This is a genomic window from Paludicola sp. MB14-C6 (assembly GCF_030908625.1).
Lineage (GTDB): Bacteria > Bacillota > Clostridia > Oscillospirales > Ruminococcaceae > Paludihabitans.
Genome location: NZ_CP133133.1, coordinates 1130852 through 1148028 on the forward strand (window position 1 = coordinate 1130852; position 17177 = coordinate 1148028).

Here is a 17177-nt window from a genome sequence, read left to right on the forward strand (position 1 = left end):
TTAAATTCATAATGATTATTCTAAGTTCACAACGCAAAAATATTATTTGTAGTATTTTTTACCCTAATTAGTTCTTCACTTTATTAGTCGCATAAAATATTTTAATTTATTTCGCATTCTTACTTTCATTGTTCAGTTTTCAAGATACCATCGCAGTGCCTGCGAACGCAATATCGCGTCTCAGTTTCTGCTATTTTTGTAATTCTCGTTTCGCAAATCTAAGATTCTTGAATGTTGAATTACTGGTGGGCTAAAGTGGACTCGAACCACCGACCTCACGATTATCAGTCGTGTGCTCTAACCAGCTGAGCTATTAGCCCGTCTTATTAGAATCTCGGCTCTGGTTTGTTCGGTTTCTTCCTTATCCCTTAGTTGTAATCTTTCGATTACTGGTGGAGATGAGGAGGATCGAACTCCTGACCCCCTGCGTGCAAGGCAGGTGCTCTCCCAGCTGAGCTACACCCCCACATATTCAAAGTTAATTTGTTTGCAAATTTACTTTTGCTATGCGCTTCAGGATTTGGTTCTTTACCGCTATTCCCATTTTTTGAAGATACTATTTAGATTTCTCTTAATAGTGGATCCTCAAAATTAAACAATGTAAATCAGGACGACTTGTAAGAAATTTATCGTGCATCTTTTTTCTTTGTGTGTTTATGCTCACACTCAATCCATTACATTACTGTAACGTCTGACTCCATAGAAAGGAGGTGATCCAGCCGCACCTTCCGATACGGCTACCTTGTTACGACTTCACCCCAATCATTAACCCCACCTTCGGCGACGTCCTCCTTGCGGTTAGACTATCGACTTCGGGTGTTGCCAACTCTCATGGTGTGACGGGCGGTGTGTACAAGGCCCGGGAACGTATTCACCGTAGCATGCTGATCTACGATTACTAGCAATTCCGACTTCATATAGGCGAGTTTCAGCCTACAATCCGAACTGAGACTATTTTTGGGGATTTGCTCCACCTCGCGGCTTCGCTTCCCTTTGTTAATAGCCATTGTAGTACGTGTGTAGCCCAGGTCATAAGGGGCATGATGATTTGACGTCATCCCCACCTTCCTCCGTTTTGTCAACGGCAGTCTCTCTAGAGTGCTCAACTGAATGTAGCAACTAAAAATAAGGGTTGCGCTCGTTGCGGGACTTAACCCAACATCTCACGACACGAGCTGACGACAACCATGCACCACCTGTCACTAAGTCCCCGAAGGGAAAACTTAATCTCTTAAGTGGTCTTAGGATGTCAAGACCTGGTAAGGTTCTTCGCGTTGCTTCGAATTAAACCACATACTCCACTGCTTGTGCGGGCCCCCGTCAATTCCTTTGAGTTTCAACCTTGCGGTCGTACTCCCCAGGTGGATTACTTATTGTGTTAACTGCGGCACGGAAGGGGTCAGTCCCCCCACACCTAGTAATCATCGTTTACAGCGTGGACTACCAGGGTATCTAATCCTGTTTGCTACCCACGCTTTCGAGCCTCAGCGTCAGTTAAAGCCCAGTAGGCCGCCTTCGCCACTGGTGTTCCTCCTAATATTTACGCATTTCACCGCTACACTAGGAATTCCGCCTACCTCTACTTCACTCAAGAAATGCAGTTTTGAACGCGAATATGGGTTGAGCCCATAGATTTAACATTCAACTTGCACCCCCGCCTACGCTCCCTTTACACCCAGTAATTCCGGACAACGCTTGCCACCTACGTATTACCGCGGCTGCTGGCACGTAGTTAGCCGTGGCTTCCTCCTTGGTTACCGTCATTATCTTCACCAAGGACAGAGGTTTACAATCCGAAAACCTTCTTCCCTCACGCGGCGTCGCTGCATCAGGGTTTCCCCCATTGTGCAATATTCCCCACTGCTGCCTCCCGTAGGAGTCTGGGCCGTGTCTCAGTCCCAATGTGGCCGTTCAACCTCTCAGTCCGGCTACCAATCGTCGCCTTGGTGAGCCATTACCTCACCAACTAGCTAATTGGACGCGAGTCCATCTTTCAGCGGATTGCTCCTTTGATATTAAAACCATGCGGTTTCAATATATTATGCGGTATTAGCAACCGTTTCCGGTTGTTATCCCCCTCTGAAAGGCAGGTTACTCACGCGTTACTCACCCGTCCGCCACTAAGTATTCGGGAGCAAGCTCCCTCATACTTCGTTCGACTTGCATGTGTTAGGCGCGCCGCCAGCGTTCGTCCTGAGCCAGGATCAAACTCTTAATTAAAATTGTATTATACGCTTTTAATCAAGCTTTATAATCTGGTTCATTACTTACTGTCGTATTTTCCTGTTTTTTTGAATTTATCGGGTATGATTAATTCATTTTAAATTTACATTGTTTAATTTTCAAGATCCACTCTGCTGTTTTCAGCAGCTTGTCTCACAACGTTTCCGTCGTTTGACGCTTAATTATTTTATCACACTCAAGCGTTTTTGTCAAGCACTTTTTTTCTTTATTTTTTAAAGTTTTTTCAGTGTTTAACGGCTTTCGCTCGTTGTGTCTACTCTTTCGAGCAGCTTTATTATCTTATCACAACCGCTCTCTTTTGTCAAGCATTTTTTTACTTGATTTTCGAGGTTTTTCTAACTCGTTTCCGTTTTAGTAGGTCGTTTTGACAACTTTTATATTCTATCATATGCGAAGCTTTTTGTCAACATCTTTTTTCTTCTTTTTTCTCGGTTATCTTTGCTCCTCGTTGTCATGTTCCCCATGTTTCTAGAACTCCAATTTGTTACCACAAATCCAGTAGCTTCATTCGATTTTGACCACACTAATATTTGATTATTAGCGTTGCTCTCAAAAGACAGCTTGTCTATATTATCATAGCTATTCCCTTTTGTCAACCGTTTTATGTAAGGAAATTGTTGGGGAAGTCTTGTTTTTGATTACGCTTCATTATATATGAGGGAAACGAAGATAAAAAAGCCGACACGACGTCGGCTCTTGGCGGTTGTTATACATATTCTATACTATGTATCTTTAAGTTATTGCCATCTTTGCAGAAAATGAATTTTACTTTATTCAGTTTCTTCTGATCTTGTAGAGAAATGTATGGTTGTGCGTAATTGACTTCACCTAGTTCAGGTAAGGTCCTTTTGCTCACTTGGAACTTGCCAATTGGTATAGTACTACCTTCTTCTACTTCAATTAACAATTTACTATCATGATACACTAAACTATGGCTTACAAAACTGAACACACATTCTATCTTATTCTGTTTTTCTTCATAAGATAACAAAATAGGTAATGTATCTACATCCTTTCCTATACTGGGAAATGTATATACATCTTCTTCTTGAATATAATTTTGCCGTATACCATCGAAGGTTATATTTTGCCTATCAATACAAAAATACCGGTCAATGACTTCATCAACATATTTCTTCTCAACATAATTTTCTTGAGCACCTATAAAAGTATCAGTTTTAGGGTATTTGTTAATCCAGTCAGCTGCACGTGCAGAAAATACCGAAAAAACATTTTGAGCATTTTCTCCTCTCGCTAGTTGTAATACATGACCGCCTAAATCAACCTTATCACCTTTTTTATAAGGGTATTGTCCTACATTATATAATTGGGTAAGGTCATCTATCATATCAAGTACTTTTACCAGTTCAGACTCATTAGTTCCTTCTATCAACTCATAGCATCGTTTACCAAACAAATTCGTAAGCTTACTCCCCCCATCAAATCGGCGATATATTGAGTTTTCTTCTATGGCGATACTATGTTCACTTTCTGTACTGGTATTTTCGTTTGATCCTTCCGTTTTACTTGAAGTTGGATAAAAAGAAGCATCAGCTTCACCATTCTCTAGCTTATTATTGTTATTTAGCCTAGTCTTCATGCACGCTGCCGAAAAAAACAAGAGTAAAAAAGCAAGTGCAATGGTAATAGCTTTAAGGCAATTACATCTATTTTTCTTTAGCAAGTTTGTCTCTGTATGCAAATACTTTTTCAATACCATAGTATTTGCTCACACCTTTCGTTGTTAGAATTTCAGTACACTTACTATCGCTAATATTGAAATACTTTAAAAATCCAGGTACATTGCAATCTACTTCATTCACTTTTTCTAGCCAAGAATCAAACTTTTTTTGACCAACATAATCAATTAAATTGCTATCCAATAAATAGTATGATTCAGGGATGCTTTCTGCTTTTGATTCGATTTTAGTAGTAGAGCTTGCTAAATAATTTTTTTCATTATAATCTACATCACCTATAAAGTTTATATTAGGGAAAAAACGTAGTGGATTTAATGTATCAGCATAACTCTGAGCTGCAACAGAACCATTAGTGCTAACCTGCAAATGTAAGTGAGGACTATAGGCTGTTTCTGAACCCTTACCACTACCGCCAACATATCCCAAAAGCGTACTTGTGGATACTGAATCATATACAGCTATAGGTGTCGGATCCGTCATGTGCATATATGTAACAATCGTATTTGAATTTGGTGCTGAATAGGACGATGCTTGGACTCCAGCATAGTGACCCATAGTAGTTGATAAATCCGAGCCTTTGAAAGCCAAGTCCCTTCAGTTGCACTATAGAGTGGAAGGCCTGAACAATCACCCAAATCGACTCCATAATGATTACCCGCATATTGTCCTGTTCTATATCCATATTTAGAAGATACGTACTTAGGCAGATTTGTTCCTGCAAAAGGATAGTTCCAATTAAGCAAAGCACATGAGTCATTTGTAACAGTTACACAATAATTAGAATTTGAATATGTTGCACTATTATAAGAGTATACCCGAAGATAATAATTCGCACTAGCAGCCAAGTTTACAATAATTGTTTCATACGGATTTCCGCTTGTTGATGATCCCATCGAATTATTGCTTGCATCATATAATTGCATATCGTAATCCGTACCCGTTGGTATATCAGACGCATCAATACGATATCTACCTGATGAAGTTGGGCTAAACACAAACCAATCAATATCTGATGAAGTATTTATCGCAGCTGTCCTTCCACTAGTTAATGATATCGAGTCAGCAGATCCCATTGTATTATTTGACTCCGCCTCACCTGGCATAGAAACATTATTATAAGAGAATGGTGTGATTGATAAACCGCTATCTACTTTTTCTATCCGATCTTTTGAAAACTCTGCACGATCAGGGTCTGGTATAACTCTACCTGATGACGGAACATTTAATGCAAAAGCATTGGAACTAAGGGTACATGCCATTGTTACCACTAACATTAAACTGACTAAAGCCGAAATCCTTTTGTTAACCTTTTTCATAATAATTCTCCTTACTTTTACCGATACGTATTCGTATCCAATGTTTCAGACGAATGATTATTAAGAGGACTCCAAACCAACTTCTCTTAATACCCATATTATATATATATATCAAAAATGTCAAGTATTTACTGGTAACAAAATGGAAACGAAATAAAAAGCCGACACGACGTCGGCTCTCTTCTTTTTATTTAGCTAGGAAGCATTATCTTAGCAGGCAATGATTTCTTTTATCAAAAATTCTTTACCACTTAACAATTCCCAATTTTTATGATTACAGCATGGACAAATACCTTTGTTTTCTTTCAAATTGAATACCTTATTACATTCTTTGCAAAGCGCATTACCCGGCAATATCTCAATTTCTAATTTGGTATCTTGCAGCAAAGTGCCATCTACTGCGGCAGGATAGCACTCTTCAATATATTTTGGAATCATAGAGGATAACTCTCCAATTTGCAAAACAATAGTGTCTATTTTTGTTAGTTGATTTTGTACAGCGATTTTCTCTACCGTTTTTGCTACCTCAAAAACCACTCCTAATTCATGCAAGTCTTTTCACCTCATCCCTATCCTTAAAAACGAAAGGGAACTTAACGTCCCCTTTCGTCTACAATTAGTGTCTGTTATTCTTGTTCATTCAAACTAATATCAACAAGTATTACTTAAAAAGCTTTCTAGCGGCAATTTTAACCTTACGTTTTAATACCGTTTTTACGATAGTAGGCTTTAGCTTTTCATAAGCAACGCCTTCTTTGTCATATTTCCGAACAAGAGAAATGGCATCAAATTTACATTTTGTTGTACATTGACCGCAACCAACACACAAGAACTCATCTACAACAGTTGCACCGCAGCCTAGGCAACGCTCTGTCTCTTTTTTCATTTGCTCTTCTGTAAATGTAACACGACAATCTTTAAAGACATCATGAGCTGTTCTTTCCTTGTTATGGCCTGCACTTTGTCTTGGTGTATTGTCATAGCCTTCGATTACCAAACTATCTTTATCTAAAGAATGATACTCTCGACGGTCACGACCGTTTACCAAGCTTTGACCAGGTTGAACAAAACGGTGAATAGAGATTGCAGCTTGTTTACCTGCAGCAATTGCATCAATTGCGTATTTCGGACCTGTGTATGCATCGCCACCAACAAAAATATCCGGTTCGGCTGTTTGATAGGTAAATCCATCTGCTTTTACTGTTTGATTTGGGTTAATCTCAACCTTGCTGTCTGAAAGCATATTGCCCCAATCAATCGATTGGCCAACGGATAATAAAACATGGTCACAAGGTACAATCTTAGTGTCGTTTTCATCATATACAGGGTTAAATCTATGATTTTCATCAAATACAGAAACACATTTTCTAAATTCAACGCCAGTTACACGACCATTTTCCACAACGATGCGTTTTGGTCCCCATGAGTTGTTGATTGCAATGTTTTCTTCTAATGCTTCTTCAATTTCTTCTTCTAAAGCAGGCATTTCGTTTCTGCTTTCCAAACAAAACATCTCAACTTGTGATGCGCCAACTCTGGTTGCACTTCTTGCAACGTCAATCGCCACGTTGCCACCACCAATTACAACTGTTTTACCTTCAATATGTGCGATATTGCCAAGGTTTACTTCTCGTACAAAGTCGACACCAGAAACAACGCCTTCAGCATCTTCACCTTCAATGCCAAGCTTTCTTCCAGCTTGTGCACCAATTGCTAAATAGAACGCTTCAAAGCCTTGTTTTCTTAATTCAGCTAAGGTTATATCCTTACCCACTTCAACACCTGATTTAAATGTAACACCAAGCTCTTTAAGAATATCTATTTCTGCGTTTACTACTTCTTTTTCCAATCTAAATGATGGAATACCGAGAGTAAGCATACCACCTAACGCTTTTTGCTTTTCAAATACGGTTACTTTATAGCCATCAATTGCTAAGAAATATGCACAAGAAAGGCCGGCAGGTCCTGCACCCACAATTGCAATTTGTTTGCCATATTCATGACGCTTTTTTGGTACATATCTATGAGCTGCATTCAAGTCTTGCTCTGCAATGAATTTTTTAATTTCATCAATAGCAATCGGTGCGTCTAAATCGCCACGAGTACAAGCAGACTCGCATTTTCTTGGACAAATACGTCCACAAACAGCAGGAAATGGATTTTCATGTTTAATCAGCTCAAGTGCTTCACTATATCTACCTTGTGATGCAAGCTTTATGTATCCTTGAATTGCAATATGTGCCGGACATTCTGTTTTACATGGGCTTGTTCCTGTCTCAACAACATTTTTTCTATTAATACGATAATCTGTATTCCATTTTTCAGGTCCCCATTCAGTATTACGTGGAGTTTCTTTTCTTACGATTGCTTCAACAACCGGTTTTGTAGAACATAGCTTTTGGCCAAGTTGTAATGCGTTTACAGGACAGTTTTCCACACATTCGCCACATGCAACACACTTATCCTTATCGACATGTGAAACATAGTTTGAACGAACCATGTCTGCGTTCATAAACATTTCAGCGCCTCTTAATGCAAGGCAGGAACATCCACAGCAGTTACAAATAGCATGTGTTTTGCCAGAACCATCAAGGTTAGGAATCTGATGCATTAAGCCATTCTCTTCTGCACGTTGAATAATCTCAAATGCTTCTTCTCTGGTAATTTTACGTCCTCTTCCTGTTCTGATATAATATCTTGCTGCGTGATCCAATTGAATACACATATCTTCTTTTAAGTGACCACAGCCCTCACCAGCGGCCTCTCTTGCTGTACGACAAGAACAGTTGGAAACAGAAAAATCAGTACTCTCATTCAAATATTTTGAAATTTCTTCATAAGATGCTCTTCTTGTTTCGCCGTCAATTGCTTTTTCTACAGGGATAACACGCATTAAACCAACACCAGGAGGGAAACTGCCTGTTGAACGAGGTCCATTTACAATACCATAAGCGTCAAAGCTTGCAGGAATTTGTGGATAGTTTGCAACGTTATCTTTGTTGTTAACCATCATCTCCATAATTCCGGGTACCCATGTTTCGTACCAAAAATGGTCAACCCCGTTGATATCGTCAACAAAGCACACACCTATCTCTGCAAGTTTCAGCATTAACTCTGTTGTCTTTTCCAAAGTTTTACCGCTTAATTCTGAAAGTTGTTGAGCTGTAAATTTTGTACGAATTTTCATGCATAATAAAAGATCTGCCATTTCCTCCGTTACAACCAGCTCTAAAATTTTATATCGTGGATCTTCTTCATTAAACCAGCCTTTTGATCCAGGTTTATTATTGCTCACTTGATTTGCAAATTGAAGTACTTTTTGCTTTACCATATTTACCTCCTATATTCATCTGTTTCATTTCTAATGTCGTATGTTAATCAATATGCGTAAACTGTACAACCTATGCTTGGTTCCATTCTTTTACTGCAGTACGTATCCAATTTGCCCATTCATCAATACCTTTACCGGTTTTTGCTGAAATAGGAATAATTTTTATATTCGGATTCAACTTTGTTGCACGCTCTTTTACCGCTTCTAAATCAAAATCAAAGTAATCCAAAGTATCGATTTTGTTAATGAGTAATACATCAACAATTGAGAACATCAAAGGATATTTTAAAGGCTTATCATCACCTTCCGGTACACTTAAAATCATTGCATTTTTAGATGCACCTGTATCAAATTCTGCAGGACATACAAGGTTACCTACGTTTTCCAGAATTGCAAAATCAATGTCCTTTGTATCAAGTGCCTGAAGTCCTTGCTCGGTCATTCCTGCATCAAGATGACACATTCCGCCCGTGTGAAGCTGTATTACCTTTGCTCCAGTTGTTGCTATGGTTTTTGCATCCACATCGGAATCGATATCTGCTTCCATAACACCAATTTTCATTTCATCTTTTAAAGCTTCAATTGTCCTTAAAAGAGTGGTCGTTTTGCCTGAACCTGGTGATGACATTAAATTAAGTAAAAATGTTTTTTCTCTTTTCAACTCTTTTCTTAGTAAATCCGCTTGATGGTTGTTATCTTCGAAAACACTTTTCTTAATCTCAATTACTCTAAAATTATCCATTCATTCTCCCCTATTTCGTCCATATTTGTTTGCTTGATATGTGTCATAAATGTTGTATATATGTATTTATGCAAAATCAATACAAACCTTGTTAATATCTTAACATAATTTGGGTATGAAATCAATGTTTTTAACACAAATACACAACCTACTCATTGCAATATTATCAAATAATTTTTTCATAAAAAAATAAGATTGGTATGCAACCAATCTCAAATAATGATTAGCCAGAATCGCAGTAAAATACGTAATGTTATTTCAAGTATTCTTGCCCAAAAACTATTTATTTGTTTCTTCACGTTCGCATTTTTGTGATTCTTGCATATGCTTTTTTTGATAGTATTTTTTACGTTTTTCTATCATGTATGTAATTAGAATGGATAATGTCAAAATTATAATTCCACATATTAAATCTTCTATCATTGCAATCACCAACCTCACTACATTATATTATTTCTTTTATATTTCGTGAAAAGTAGTTGTATATACAATTGAAAAGCGGATAAAATAATTCCAAACCATCCCAATAAGATAAAGGTGATTGCATGAATAATAAGACTCATAATAAAAAAGAACCTAAAATTATCGAAATTGGATTTCGTAAACCACACAAACAAGGTGATTTGGAAAGAAGACTATATCTTGCTGTTCCTTTTATCATTTGTTTTTGCTTGCTGATTACCGGAATCATATTCGACAATACTTCTACTCCCCCTTATACGATTCAACCTACTCTTTCTAAAGTTGGTTCACAAGGAAGTGAAGTTAAGGCAATTCAAGAAAAGTTAAAAGAGCGTGGCATTTTCAATGGCACAGTTGATGGCATATTTGGTCCTACAACCGAAAGTGCTGTTAAGAAGTTTCAAAAACAACAAAAGCTCACCCAAGACGGTATTGTAGGACCTGCAACTTTGAAAAAATTGGGCATTTCAATTGGTACCATGCCTTCCGCAACCGAAGCTAATGTAAACTTACTTGCGAGAATTATATCTGCAGAAGCACGTGGCGAAACTTACACTGGACAGGTTGCCGTTGGAGCAGTTGTTTTAAATCGTGTAGAACACCCCAGCTTTCCGGATACACTTTCAGGTGTAATTTATCAAGAAGGTGCATTTACAGCTATTGTAGACGGACAATTCAACGAACCCATTGCTGATTCCGCTTATAAAGCCGCTAAAGATGCGTTAAATGGACAAGATCCTTCCGGTGGAGCAATCTATTATTACAATCCGGATAAAACAAGTAACAAATGGATTCGTACTCGACCTGTTATTAAACGTATAGGTAAACATTTATTCTGTAGCTAGTCCTCTTTTGATCGATACACTTTCTTTCCTCTTAAAATGGAAAAGGAACGCCACAAGCGTTCCTTTTCCATTTACTATTTTATATCCCCATCCCGTTTTACGCAAAGTTACTCTTGTAAAAGTATAAAGAGTGATTTTAAATTAACATGATGCAACTTTGCAAAACAACAAGTGTTGTATTACTTCCCACAAGTAACAGTCAACCAATACATAATATACCAATTATGGTTATTTGTCAATCGATAATAATAATATTTAACTATTACCGCAAAAAATTCTTTTTTACTTTAAACCATTACGATTTCATACTATCATTACGTTCTTCAACTCTGCTTCTTTAGAAAAATCTTTTTACCTCAAAAGTTATTTTTTTATTATTTCTACAAAATATATTAAATCTTTAATAAAATATAATTAATAACACTTATTATTTAAACAAAATATTTATTATATTTTAATGATATTTAAATATCGATTATATATTTTTTTTAGTAAAAAATTCATAAAAAATTCTCATTATGTTTGTTAAAAAATTAACTTGAATAGATAATTTCATTGGAATATAATATTTTGTAAAAAGGAGGTAGGCTAACTTGACTACAAATGGAAAAAAAGAAAAAGGACTACAAAAAAGTCTGGCATTAATTTTTGTTTACACAGTAGCAACGGGTTCCATATTTACTTACGTAAGTTATTGGGACTCTGTATTTTTTACATACTGTGGTGCTGGAACCTTTCTAGCATTTGCCCTTATGACTCTTGCAATTCTACCAATTGCACTGGTTTACAGCGAGCTATCACCAATGTTTCATACGGCTGGCGGTGAATTGATTTACAATACGGTAGGATTTAACAAGCATATTGGCTTTTTATCCTCTTGGCTAATCATGGCTGCTTGGATTTCAGTTCCACCTGCTGTTGTTATGGCAGTTGCAACTTTTATCAGCCGTACATTCGGTTTGGGGCTAACATTCCGAAATATTATGATGATCGGTATTTTTATTTTAGTATTGGTATTTATCATGAGCCTTCAGGATATCAAATTTCTTGTTAAGGCACAAGCAACATGTCTGTTTGCCAATATTGCTACCACATTAATCACAGGTATTTTACTTCTGTTTTCAGGACATTGGAGCTTTTCAAACCTTGGACATCTGTTCCAATCCAATCTACAACCTGCAGGCGGAATTCCTAGTTGGGTAATTGGTATGGCTTTATTAATAACACCTTTCTTTGGTTTTGAAACTGTACCTCAAATGGTAGAAGAAGGCGATTTCCCTACTTCAAATACCAAAAAGGCTATCTGCGGATCCGTAATTACTTGTGGAGCAATTTACGCGTTCTTCTTTTTCTGCGTAGCTGGCTTGGATTCTTTTGATAACTTATTAAAAGGCGACGCACAAAACGGATTTATGACAATCACTGCTATGAAGAATCTTTTAGGTTGGAGAATTTGGCCATTAGTTTACGGTTGCATCTCTATTCTAATGGGTATGACTGCTTCTATCCTAGGTTTCTGGATGTCAATTGTTCGTATGATGTACTCTATGGGTAAAAAGAACTTCCTTCCAGAAGTTTTCACGAAAGTAAACAAACATCAACAACCAATTCTTCCAAACATATTCTTACTTGCAGTTAGCTTAGTATTTATTTTAATTCAAAATGCTACTACCTTTATGAATGACTTCTTTAACCTTATGTCTTTCGGATGTGCTTGTGCATATGCAATAACCATGATTTCTGCTGTAAGAATTCACAGAAAACATGGCGAATGGTATAAAGACAACAAGAACTTGGTAAAAGGTGGAGACTTCACACGTATTCTGGCTATGATTATCATGGTTACTATCGCATACTTCTGCACCCTTGGTCAAGGTAAAGGTTCATGGATTTCATTTGGTGTATACATGGGCGTGGGCGCAGTTATTTGGTTATGGATGGTATTAGTAAAATGGAAAAAATCCAAAGTTACTATTGAAACTCCAGAAGGAATTAAAGAATATTAATTCTTATTTCATATTTAATAAATTTACATTACATAATTAACAGGAGGACCTATAATGGCTAAATTAGATAATAAAGTAGCACTAATTACTGGTGCCGCAGTTGGACTTGGAGAAGGCATCGCAACTGCTTATGCAAAATACGGTGCAAAAATTTGCATGGTAGACCTTTCAAAAGAAGTTGAAAAAACAGCAGAAAAACTTCGCAAAGAATACAATGCAGAAATCATTACTTTTGTTGGCAGCGTATCTGACAAAGAGCAAATGAAAGCAGCTGTTGCTCAAACAGTTGAAAAATTCGGCGAAATCAATGTTCTATGTTGCAATGCCGGCGTATGCAGACTTGCTCCATTTGAGGAAATGACAGATGAAACTCGTGACTTCCACATTGATGTTAATATCAAAGGCGTTTGGAACACTTGTCAAGCTGCTATCCCTTATATGTTGAAAAATGGCGGCGGAAATATCGTAATCGCATCTTCTGTAACAGGTGACATCGTAGCAGATGCAGGTGAAGCTGCATATGCAATGTCTAAAGCAGCTCTAGTTGGTTTGACAAAATGTCTTGCTGTAGAGTATGCAGACAGAAACATCCGTGTAAACTGCTCACAATTAGGCTATGCAAGAACACCAATGGTTGAGAAAATGGCTTTGGAATCTAATCCTGAAGACCCAGAAAGCGCAATCAATGACATCGCAAGAGGCGTACCAATGAAGAGATTGGCAAAACCAATCGAAGTTGGCGAATTATTTGCTTTCTTGGGAAGCGATGAGTCTAGTTACATTACTGGTTCTCAATTTGTTATCGATGGTGGTAGCACACTTCCTGAAACAATGAGTATCGGCACAAACTAATATTATATGTAACAAAATGAAGGAGCTTTATAAGTGATATAACCACTCTTGATTATATCACTTATACTATGCTCTTTTTTAAGGATATACCCTTTATATGCTTTAATGAATGGTGGAAAAATTAATGAATAAAGAAAATTCAAATCAATCCCAACCAACACAATCAAAGTTGAATCGAAGCTTAAAGCTAATTTATGTTTATGCAATTGCTGCAGGTGCAATTTTTACTTTTATAGGATACTGGGATTCTATTTTTTATGAATACTGTGGATCAGGAACATTTTTAGCTTTTATACTCATGACACTCTTAATCCTTCCTATTGCGTTTGTCTACTGCGAAATGGCACCTCTATTTCCTAAGGCGGGTGGAGAATTAATCTACAACACTGTTGGTATTAACAAACATTTCGGTTTTCTTTCTGCTTGGTTGATTATGGCAGCATGGATAGCCGTTCCTCCTGCCGCAGTTATGGCAATTGTACAATGGGTTTTTCGTGTCACAGGAATCAGCAGTAACTTTAAAGTTATTGAAATCATTGCTGCTGTTTTACTAATTGTATACTTTATATTAAGTTTACAAAACGTTGAAGTAGCAGGAAAGATTCAATTAGTTATGCTTATATTGGCAATAAGCGGATGTATTATTGCGTCTTTGGCATTTATTTTTTCAGGCTCTTGGAGCTTATCTAATTTCTCAAACTTCTTTGACTCACAAGCAAAGCCAGCCTTGGGTATTCCGTTATGGATTATCGGACTCGGCTTTTTAATTACCCCGTTCTTTGGATTTGAAACAGTTCCTCAAATGATAGAAGAGGGCGACTTTGAAATGAAAGACAGCAATAAAGCTATTTGGGGTTCTGTTGTTAGTTGTGGAGTTGTTTATGCGTTTTTCTTCGTTGGACTTGGAGGTATGCCGGTTAAGGCACTTGTAGAAAAAGGCGGTGCCGCTAATGGAGGCTTCCTAGCTATTACAATGATGGAGCAGCTAGGAGGAGGATGGAAAGTAGGCGCTGTTTTATTTGGTATCTGTGCGATTCTTTGTGCTATTGGAACCTGTCTGCTCGGATTTTGGCTATCTACAGTCCGTTTGCTTTACGCTATGGGACGTTCTAATTTCCTACCTAAATCCTTCGCAAAGCTTAATAAGCATCATCAACCTATTCTGCCTAACATCATGCTATTGGTTGTCTCAATTGTTTTCTTAATTTTGCAAAATTCCGGAACCTTTATGAACGACTTTTTCAATTTGATGTCATTTGCTTGTGCATGTGCTTATGCTATAACCATGATTTCAGCAATTCGAATTCACAGAAAACATTCGAACTGGAAATCAGACTATCATCTAAAAGGCGGTAATTTTGTTCGTTATCTTGCACTCATTATTTCAGTAGTAATTGCTTTCTTCTGTACGTTAGGACAAGGAATTGGTTCTTGGGTTTCGCTTGCGGTATATATGGGAATCGGCCTAATCCTTTGGCTTTGGATGGTTGTTATTAAATGGAGAAAAACAAAAGTTGTTATTGATACACCAGATGGACCAACGGAATTTTAAATTATTTCAACCCCAAACTTTTATCGTATCTATTCATATTACTTAGATATAATACCACTCTTAAATATTAGATGTAAACTAATTTAATATTTACAGTTTTTCTTTGTATGTGGTAAACTAATGTATGTGTTAAACTATTTATATCTTTCCTTTTGAAAGACCTCCTGTATATTTTTTTGTTAGGTTGGCAGACCTTAACTTTAATATACAGGAGCTTTATTTTTGCCTTTATCTCACATTCTTGCTCAACGGCGGTATTGGTAGATTTATTCCATTAAAAAAGTCCCCTTCTTTCGAAGAGGACTTTTATTTAATTTATTTTGCGAAATCTATTGCACGACTTTCACGAATCAAATGAACTTTTATTTGACCAGGATAGTCAAGCTCGTTTTCAATTTTATTCACAATATCGTGGGCAACGATAACCATCTTTTCATCTTTAATATCTTCCGGACGAACCATAATGCGGATTTCACGTCCTGCTTGAATTGCAAAAGATTTTTCAACGCCTTCAAAAGAACAAGCGATTTCTTCAAGTTTTTCTAAACGTTTAATGTAGTTTTCTAAGTTTTCACGACGAGCTGCCGGACGTGCTGCAGAAATTGCATCTGCTGCTTGAACCAATGCCGCTATTACTGTTTTAATCTCTACATCACCATGATGCGCTTCAATTGCATGAATTACTTGTGGATTCTCTTTAAACTTCCGAGCAACATCCACACCAATTTCAACGTGTGAACCTTCAATTTCGTGGTTCAAGGCTTTACCGATATCATGTAATAAACCGGCACGTCTTGCTATGTTTGCATCCATACCAAGCTCAGAAGCCATAATGCCTGCTAAATAAGCAACCTCTATTGAGTGATTCAAAACATTTTGACCGTAACTTGTTCGATAACGTAAACGGCCGAGTAATTTAACGATTTCAGGGTGGATACCATGAACGTTTGTTTCCATTACTGCACGTTCACCTTCCGCTTTAATGCGTTGGTCAACTTCACGTTTTGATTTTTCAACCATTTCCTCAATACGAGTTGGGTGAATACGTCCGTCTTGAATTAACCTTTCAAGAGATAGACGAGCAATTTCACGTCGTACAGGATCAAAACAAGATAATGTGATAGCTTCAGGAGTATCGTCAATAATTAAGTCAACACCAGTAAGCGTTTCGATTGCTCTGATATTTCTTCCTTCTCTACCGATAATACGACCTTTCATTTCATCATTTGGTAAGTTTACAACAGATACGGTTGCTTCAGATACTTGGTCTGCTGCAACACGAGCGATTGCAAAGGAAATATATTCTCTTGCTTTTTCTTCACATTCATCTTTTAGTTGTTGTTCATAATTTGAAATACGAACCGCTTTTTCATGAATTAACTCGTCTTGTAAAGTATCGAGTAATTGTGTTTTTGCTTGTTCTGCTGTTAAACCTGATATTCGTTCCAAATTATCAAGTTGACTACGTTTAATGCGCTCTGCTTCTTCTAGTTTTTCATCAGCCAGCTTATGCTTTTGCGCTAAGTTCTCTTCTTTTATTTCTAGGTTATCAATCTTTTTGTCTAATGTCTCTTCTTTTTGAACAATACGACGTTCTTGTCTTGAAAGCTCGCCTCTGCGTTCTTTTATTTCTCTGTCGGCATCTGTTCGCAGCTTATGAATTTCATCTTTTGCTTCAATTATTGCTTCTTTTTTCTTTGTGTCTGCATCACGAATTGCATCGTTTAAAATCTTCTTTGCTTGTTCTTCAGCACTTCCGATTTCAGCTTCTGCAACTTTTTTTCTATAGTTAACGCCTAGTTTAAAGGCCACAAACCCAAATATTCCGCCTGCTACAACGCATGAAATCAAGCATAACAGTATCGCTGTTGTCAGTTCCATTTATAGACAAAACCTCCTTTTATTATTTTTTCAAAATCATATCATATGGAGCTGTAGCTACCTAATATTCAACTATAGTATACGTAAATCCACGAATATTATCGTACATTCCAATGAGTATTTAAAAGTCTACAACACATTGTAGAATACTCCACTTTTCTAGTGTATAATAATTTGGTTATTATGTCAAGTTTATTCTAATATTTTCTATTGATATTTGTATATGAAAGCTAAATTGTAAAGCCA

At 37.1% G+C, this 17177-nt stretch carries 12 protein-coding genes, 2 tRNA genes and 1 rRNA gene; 4 read left to right on the forward strand and 11 right to left on the reverse strand.

Annotation, left to right across the window (positions count from 1 at the left end; translation table 11 throughout):
* Positions 1-243 precede the first annotated feature (243 nt).
* The 10 genes from RBG61_RS05335 to RBG61_RS05380 all read right to left on the reverse strand — a co-directional run bounded on the left by RBG61_RS05335 (position 244) and on the right by RBG61_RS05380 (position 9756).
* Positions 244-320, reverse strand: a tRNA-Ile gene (locus RBG61_RS05335).
* Between the two features lie 70 nt (positions 321-390).
* Positions 391-466: transfer RNA gene (locus RBG61_RS05340), tRNA-Ala, on the reverse strand.
* 237 nt (positions 467-703) lie between these two features.
* Positions 704-2220, reverse strand: a 16S ribosomal RNA gene (locus RBG61_RS05345).
* Between the two features lie 730 nt (positions 2221-2950).
* The gene (locus RBG61_RS05350; protein WP_307946459.1) at positions 2951-3844 is read right to left on the reverse strand and encodes a hypothetical protein; all 894 of its coding nucleotides are present in this window, start codon (positions 3842-3844) and stop codon (positions 2951-2953) included.
* A gap of 67 nt (positions 3845-3911) precedes the next feature.
* Positions 3912-4430, reverse strand: coding sequence for a hypothetical protein (locus RBG61_RS05355; RefSeq protein WP_307946460.1), 519 nt, complete (start codon positions 4428-4430; stop codon positions 3912-3914).
* Positions 4421-5260, reverse strand: a complete 840-nt coding sequence (locus RBG61_RS05360; protein WP_307946462.1) for a PPC domain-containing protein — start codon at positions 5258-5260, stop codon at positions 4421-4423. The genes RBG61_RS05355 and RBG61_RS05360 overlap by 10 nt, the downstream gene beginning before the upstream one ends.
* 210 nt (positions 5261-5470) lie before the next feature.
* The gene (locus tag RBG61_RS05365; RefSeq protein WP_307946463.1) at positions 5471-5812 is read right to left on the reverse strand and encodes a hydrogenase maturation nickel metallochaperone HypA; all 342 of its coding nucleotides are present in this window, start codon (positions 5810-5812) and stop codon (positions 5471-5473) included.
* Positions 5813-5921: 109 nt separating this feature from the next.
* Entirely contained in the window at positions 5922-8591 is a 2670-nt protein-coding gene (locus RBG61_RS05370) for an FAD-dependent oxidoreductase (protein ID WP_307946464.1), read from the reverse strand.
* 70 nt (positions 8592-8661) lie between these two features.
* Positions 8662-9333, reverse strand: a complete 672-nt coding sequence (hypB, locus tag RBG61_RS05375; protein WP_307946467.1) for a hydrogenase nickel incorporation protein HypB — start codon at positions 9331-9333, stop codon at positions 8662-8664.
* A 279-nt stretch (positions 9334-9612) separates the two neighbouring features.
* Entirely contained in the window at positions 9613-9756 is a 144-nt protein-coding gene (locus RBG61_RS05380) for a hypothetical protein (RefSeq protein WP_307946470.1), read from the reverse strand.
* Positions 9757-9878: 122 nt separating this feature from the next.
* Here RBG61_RS05380 and sleB point away from each other — a divergent pair, with 122 nt between their 5' ends.
* The 4 genes from sleB (at position 9879) to RBG61_RS05400 (ending at position 15050) form a co-directional block, all read left to right on the forward strand.
* Positions 9879-10640 (forward strand): spore cortex-lytic enzyme, encoded by a 762-nt coding sequence (gene sleB, locus RBG61_RS05385; RefSeq protein ID WP_307946472.1) that lies wholly within the window; start codon positions 9879-9881, stop codon positions 10638-10640.
* Between the two features lie 593 nt (positions 10641-11233).
* Positions 11234-12646: an APC family permease gene (locus RBG61_RS05390; protein WP_307946474.1), complete on the forward strand. Its 1413-nt coding sequence runs from the start codon at positions 11234-11236 to the stop codon at positions 12644-12646.
* Between the two features lie 54 nt (positions 12647-12700).
* On the forward strand, positions 12701-13498 hold the full coding sequence (ucpA, locus tag RBG61_RS05395; RefSeq protein ID WP_307946476.1) for an SDR family oxidoreductase UcpA: 798 nt from the start codon (positions 12701-12703) through the stop codon (positions 13496-13498).
* 124 nt (positions 13499-13622) lie between these two features.
* Positions 13623-15050 carry an APC family permease gene (locus RBG61_RS05400; RefSeq protein ID WP_307946478.1) on the forward strand — a complete coding sequence of 476 codons (1428 nt, stop codon included), beginning with the start codon at positions 13623-13625 and terminating at the stop codon, positions 15048-15050.
* A gap of 315 nt (positions 15051-15365) precedes the next feature.
* Here the strand turns inward: RBG61_RS05400 and rny are convergent, their stop codons facing one another.
* On the reverse strand, positions 15366-16931 hold the full coding sequence (gene rny, locus RBG61_RS05405; RefSeq protein WP_307946480.1) for a ribonuclease Y: 1566 nt from the start codon (positions 16929-16931) through the stop codon (positions 15366-15368).
* Positions 16932-17177 lie beyond the last annotated feature (246 nt).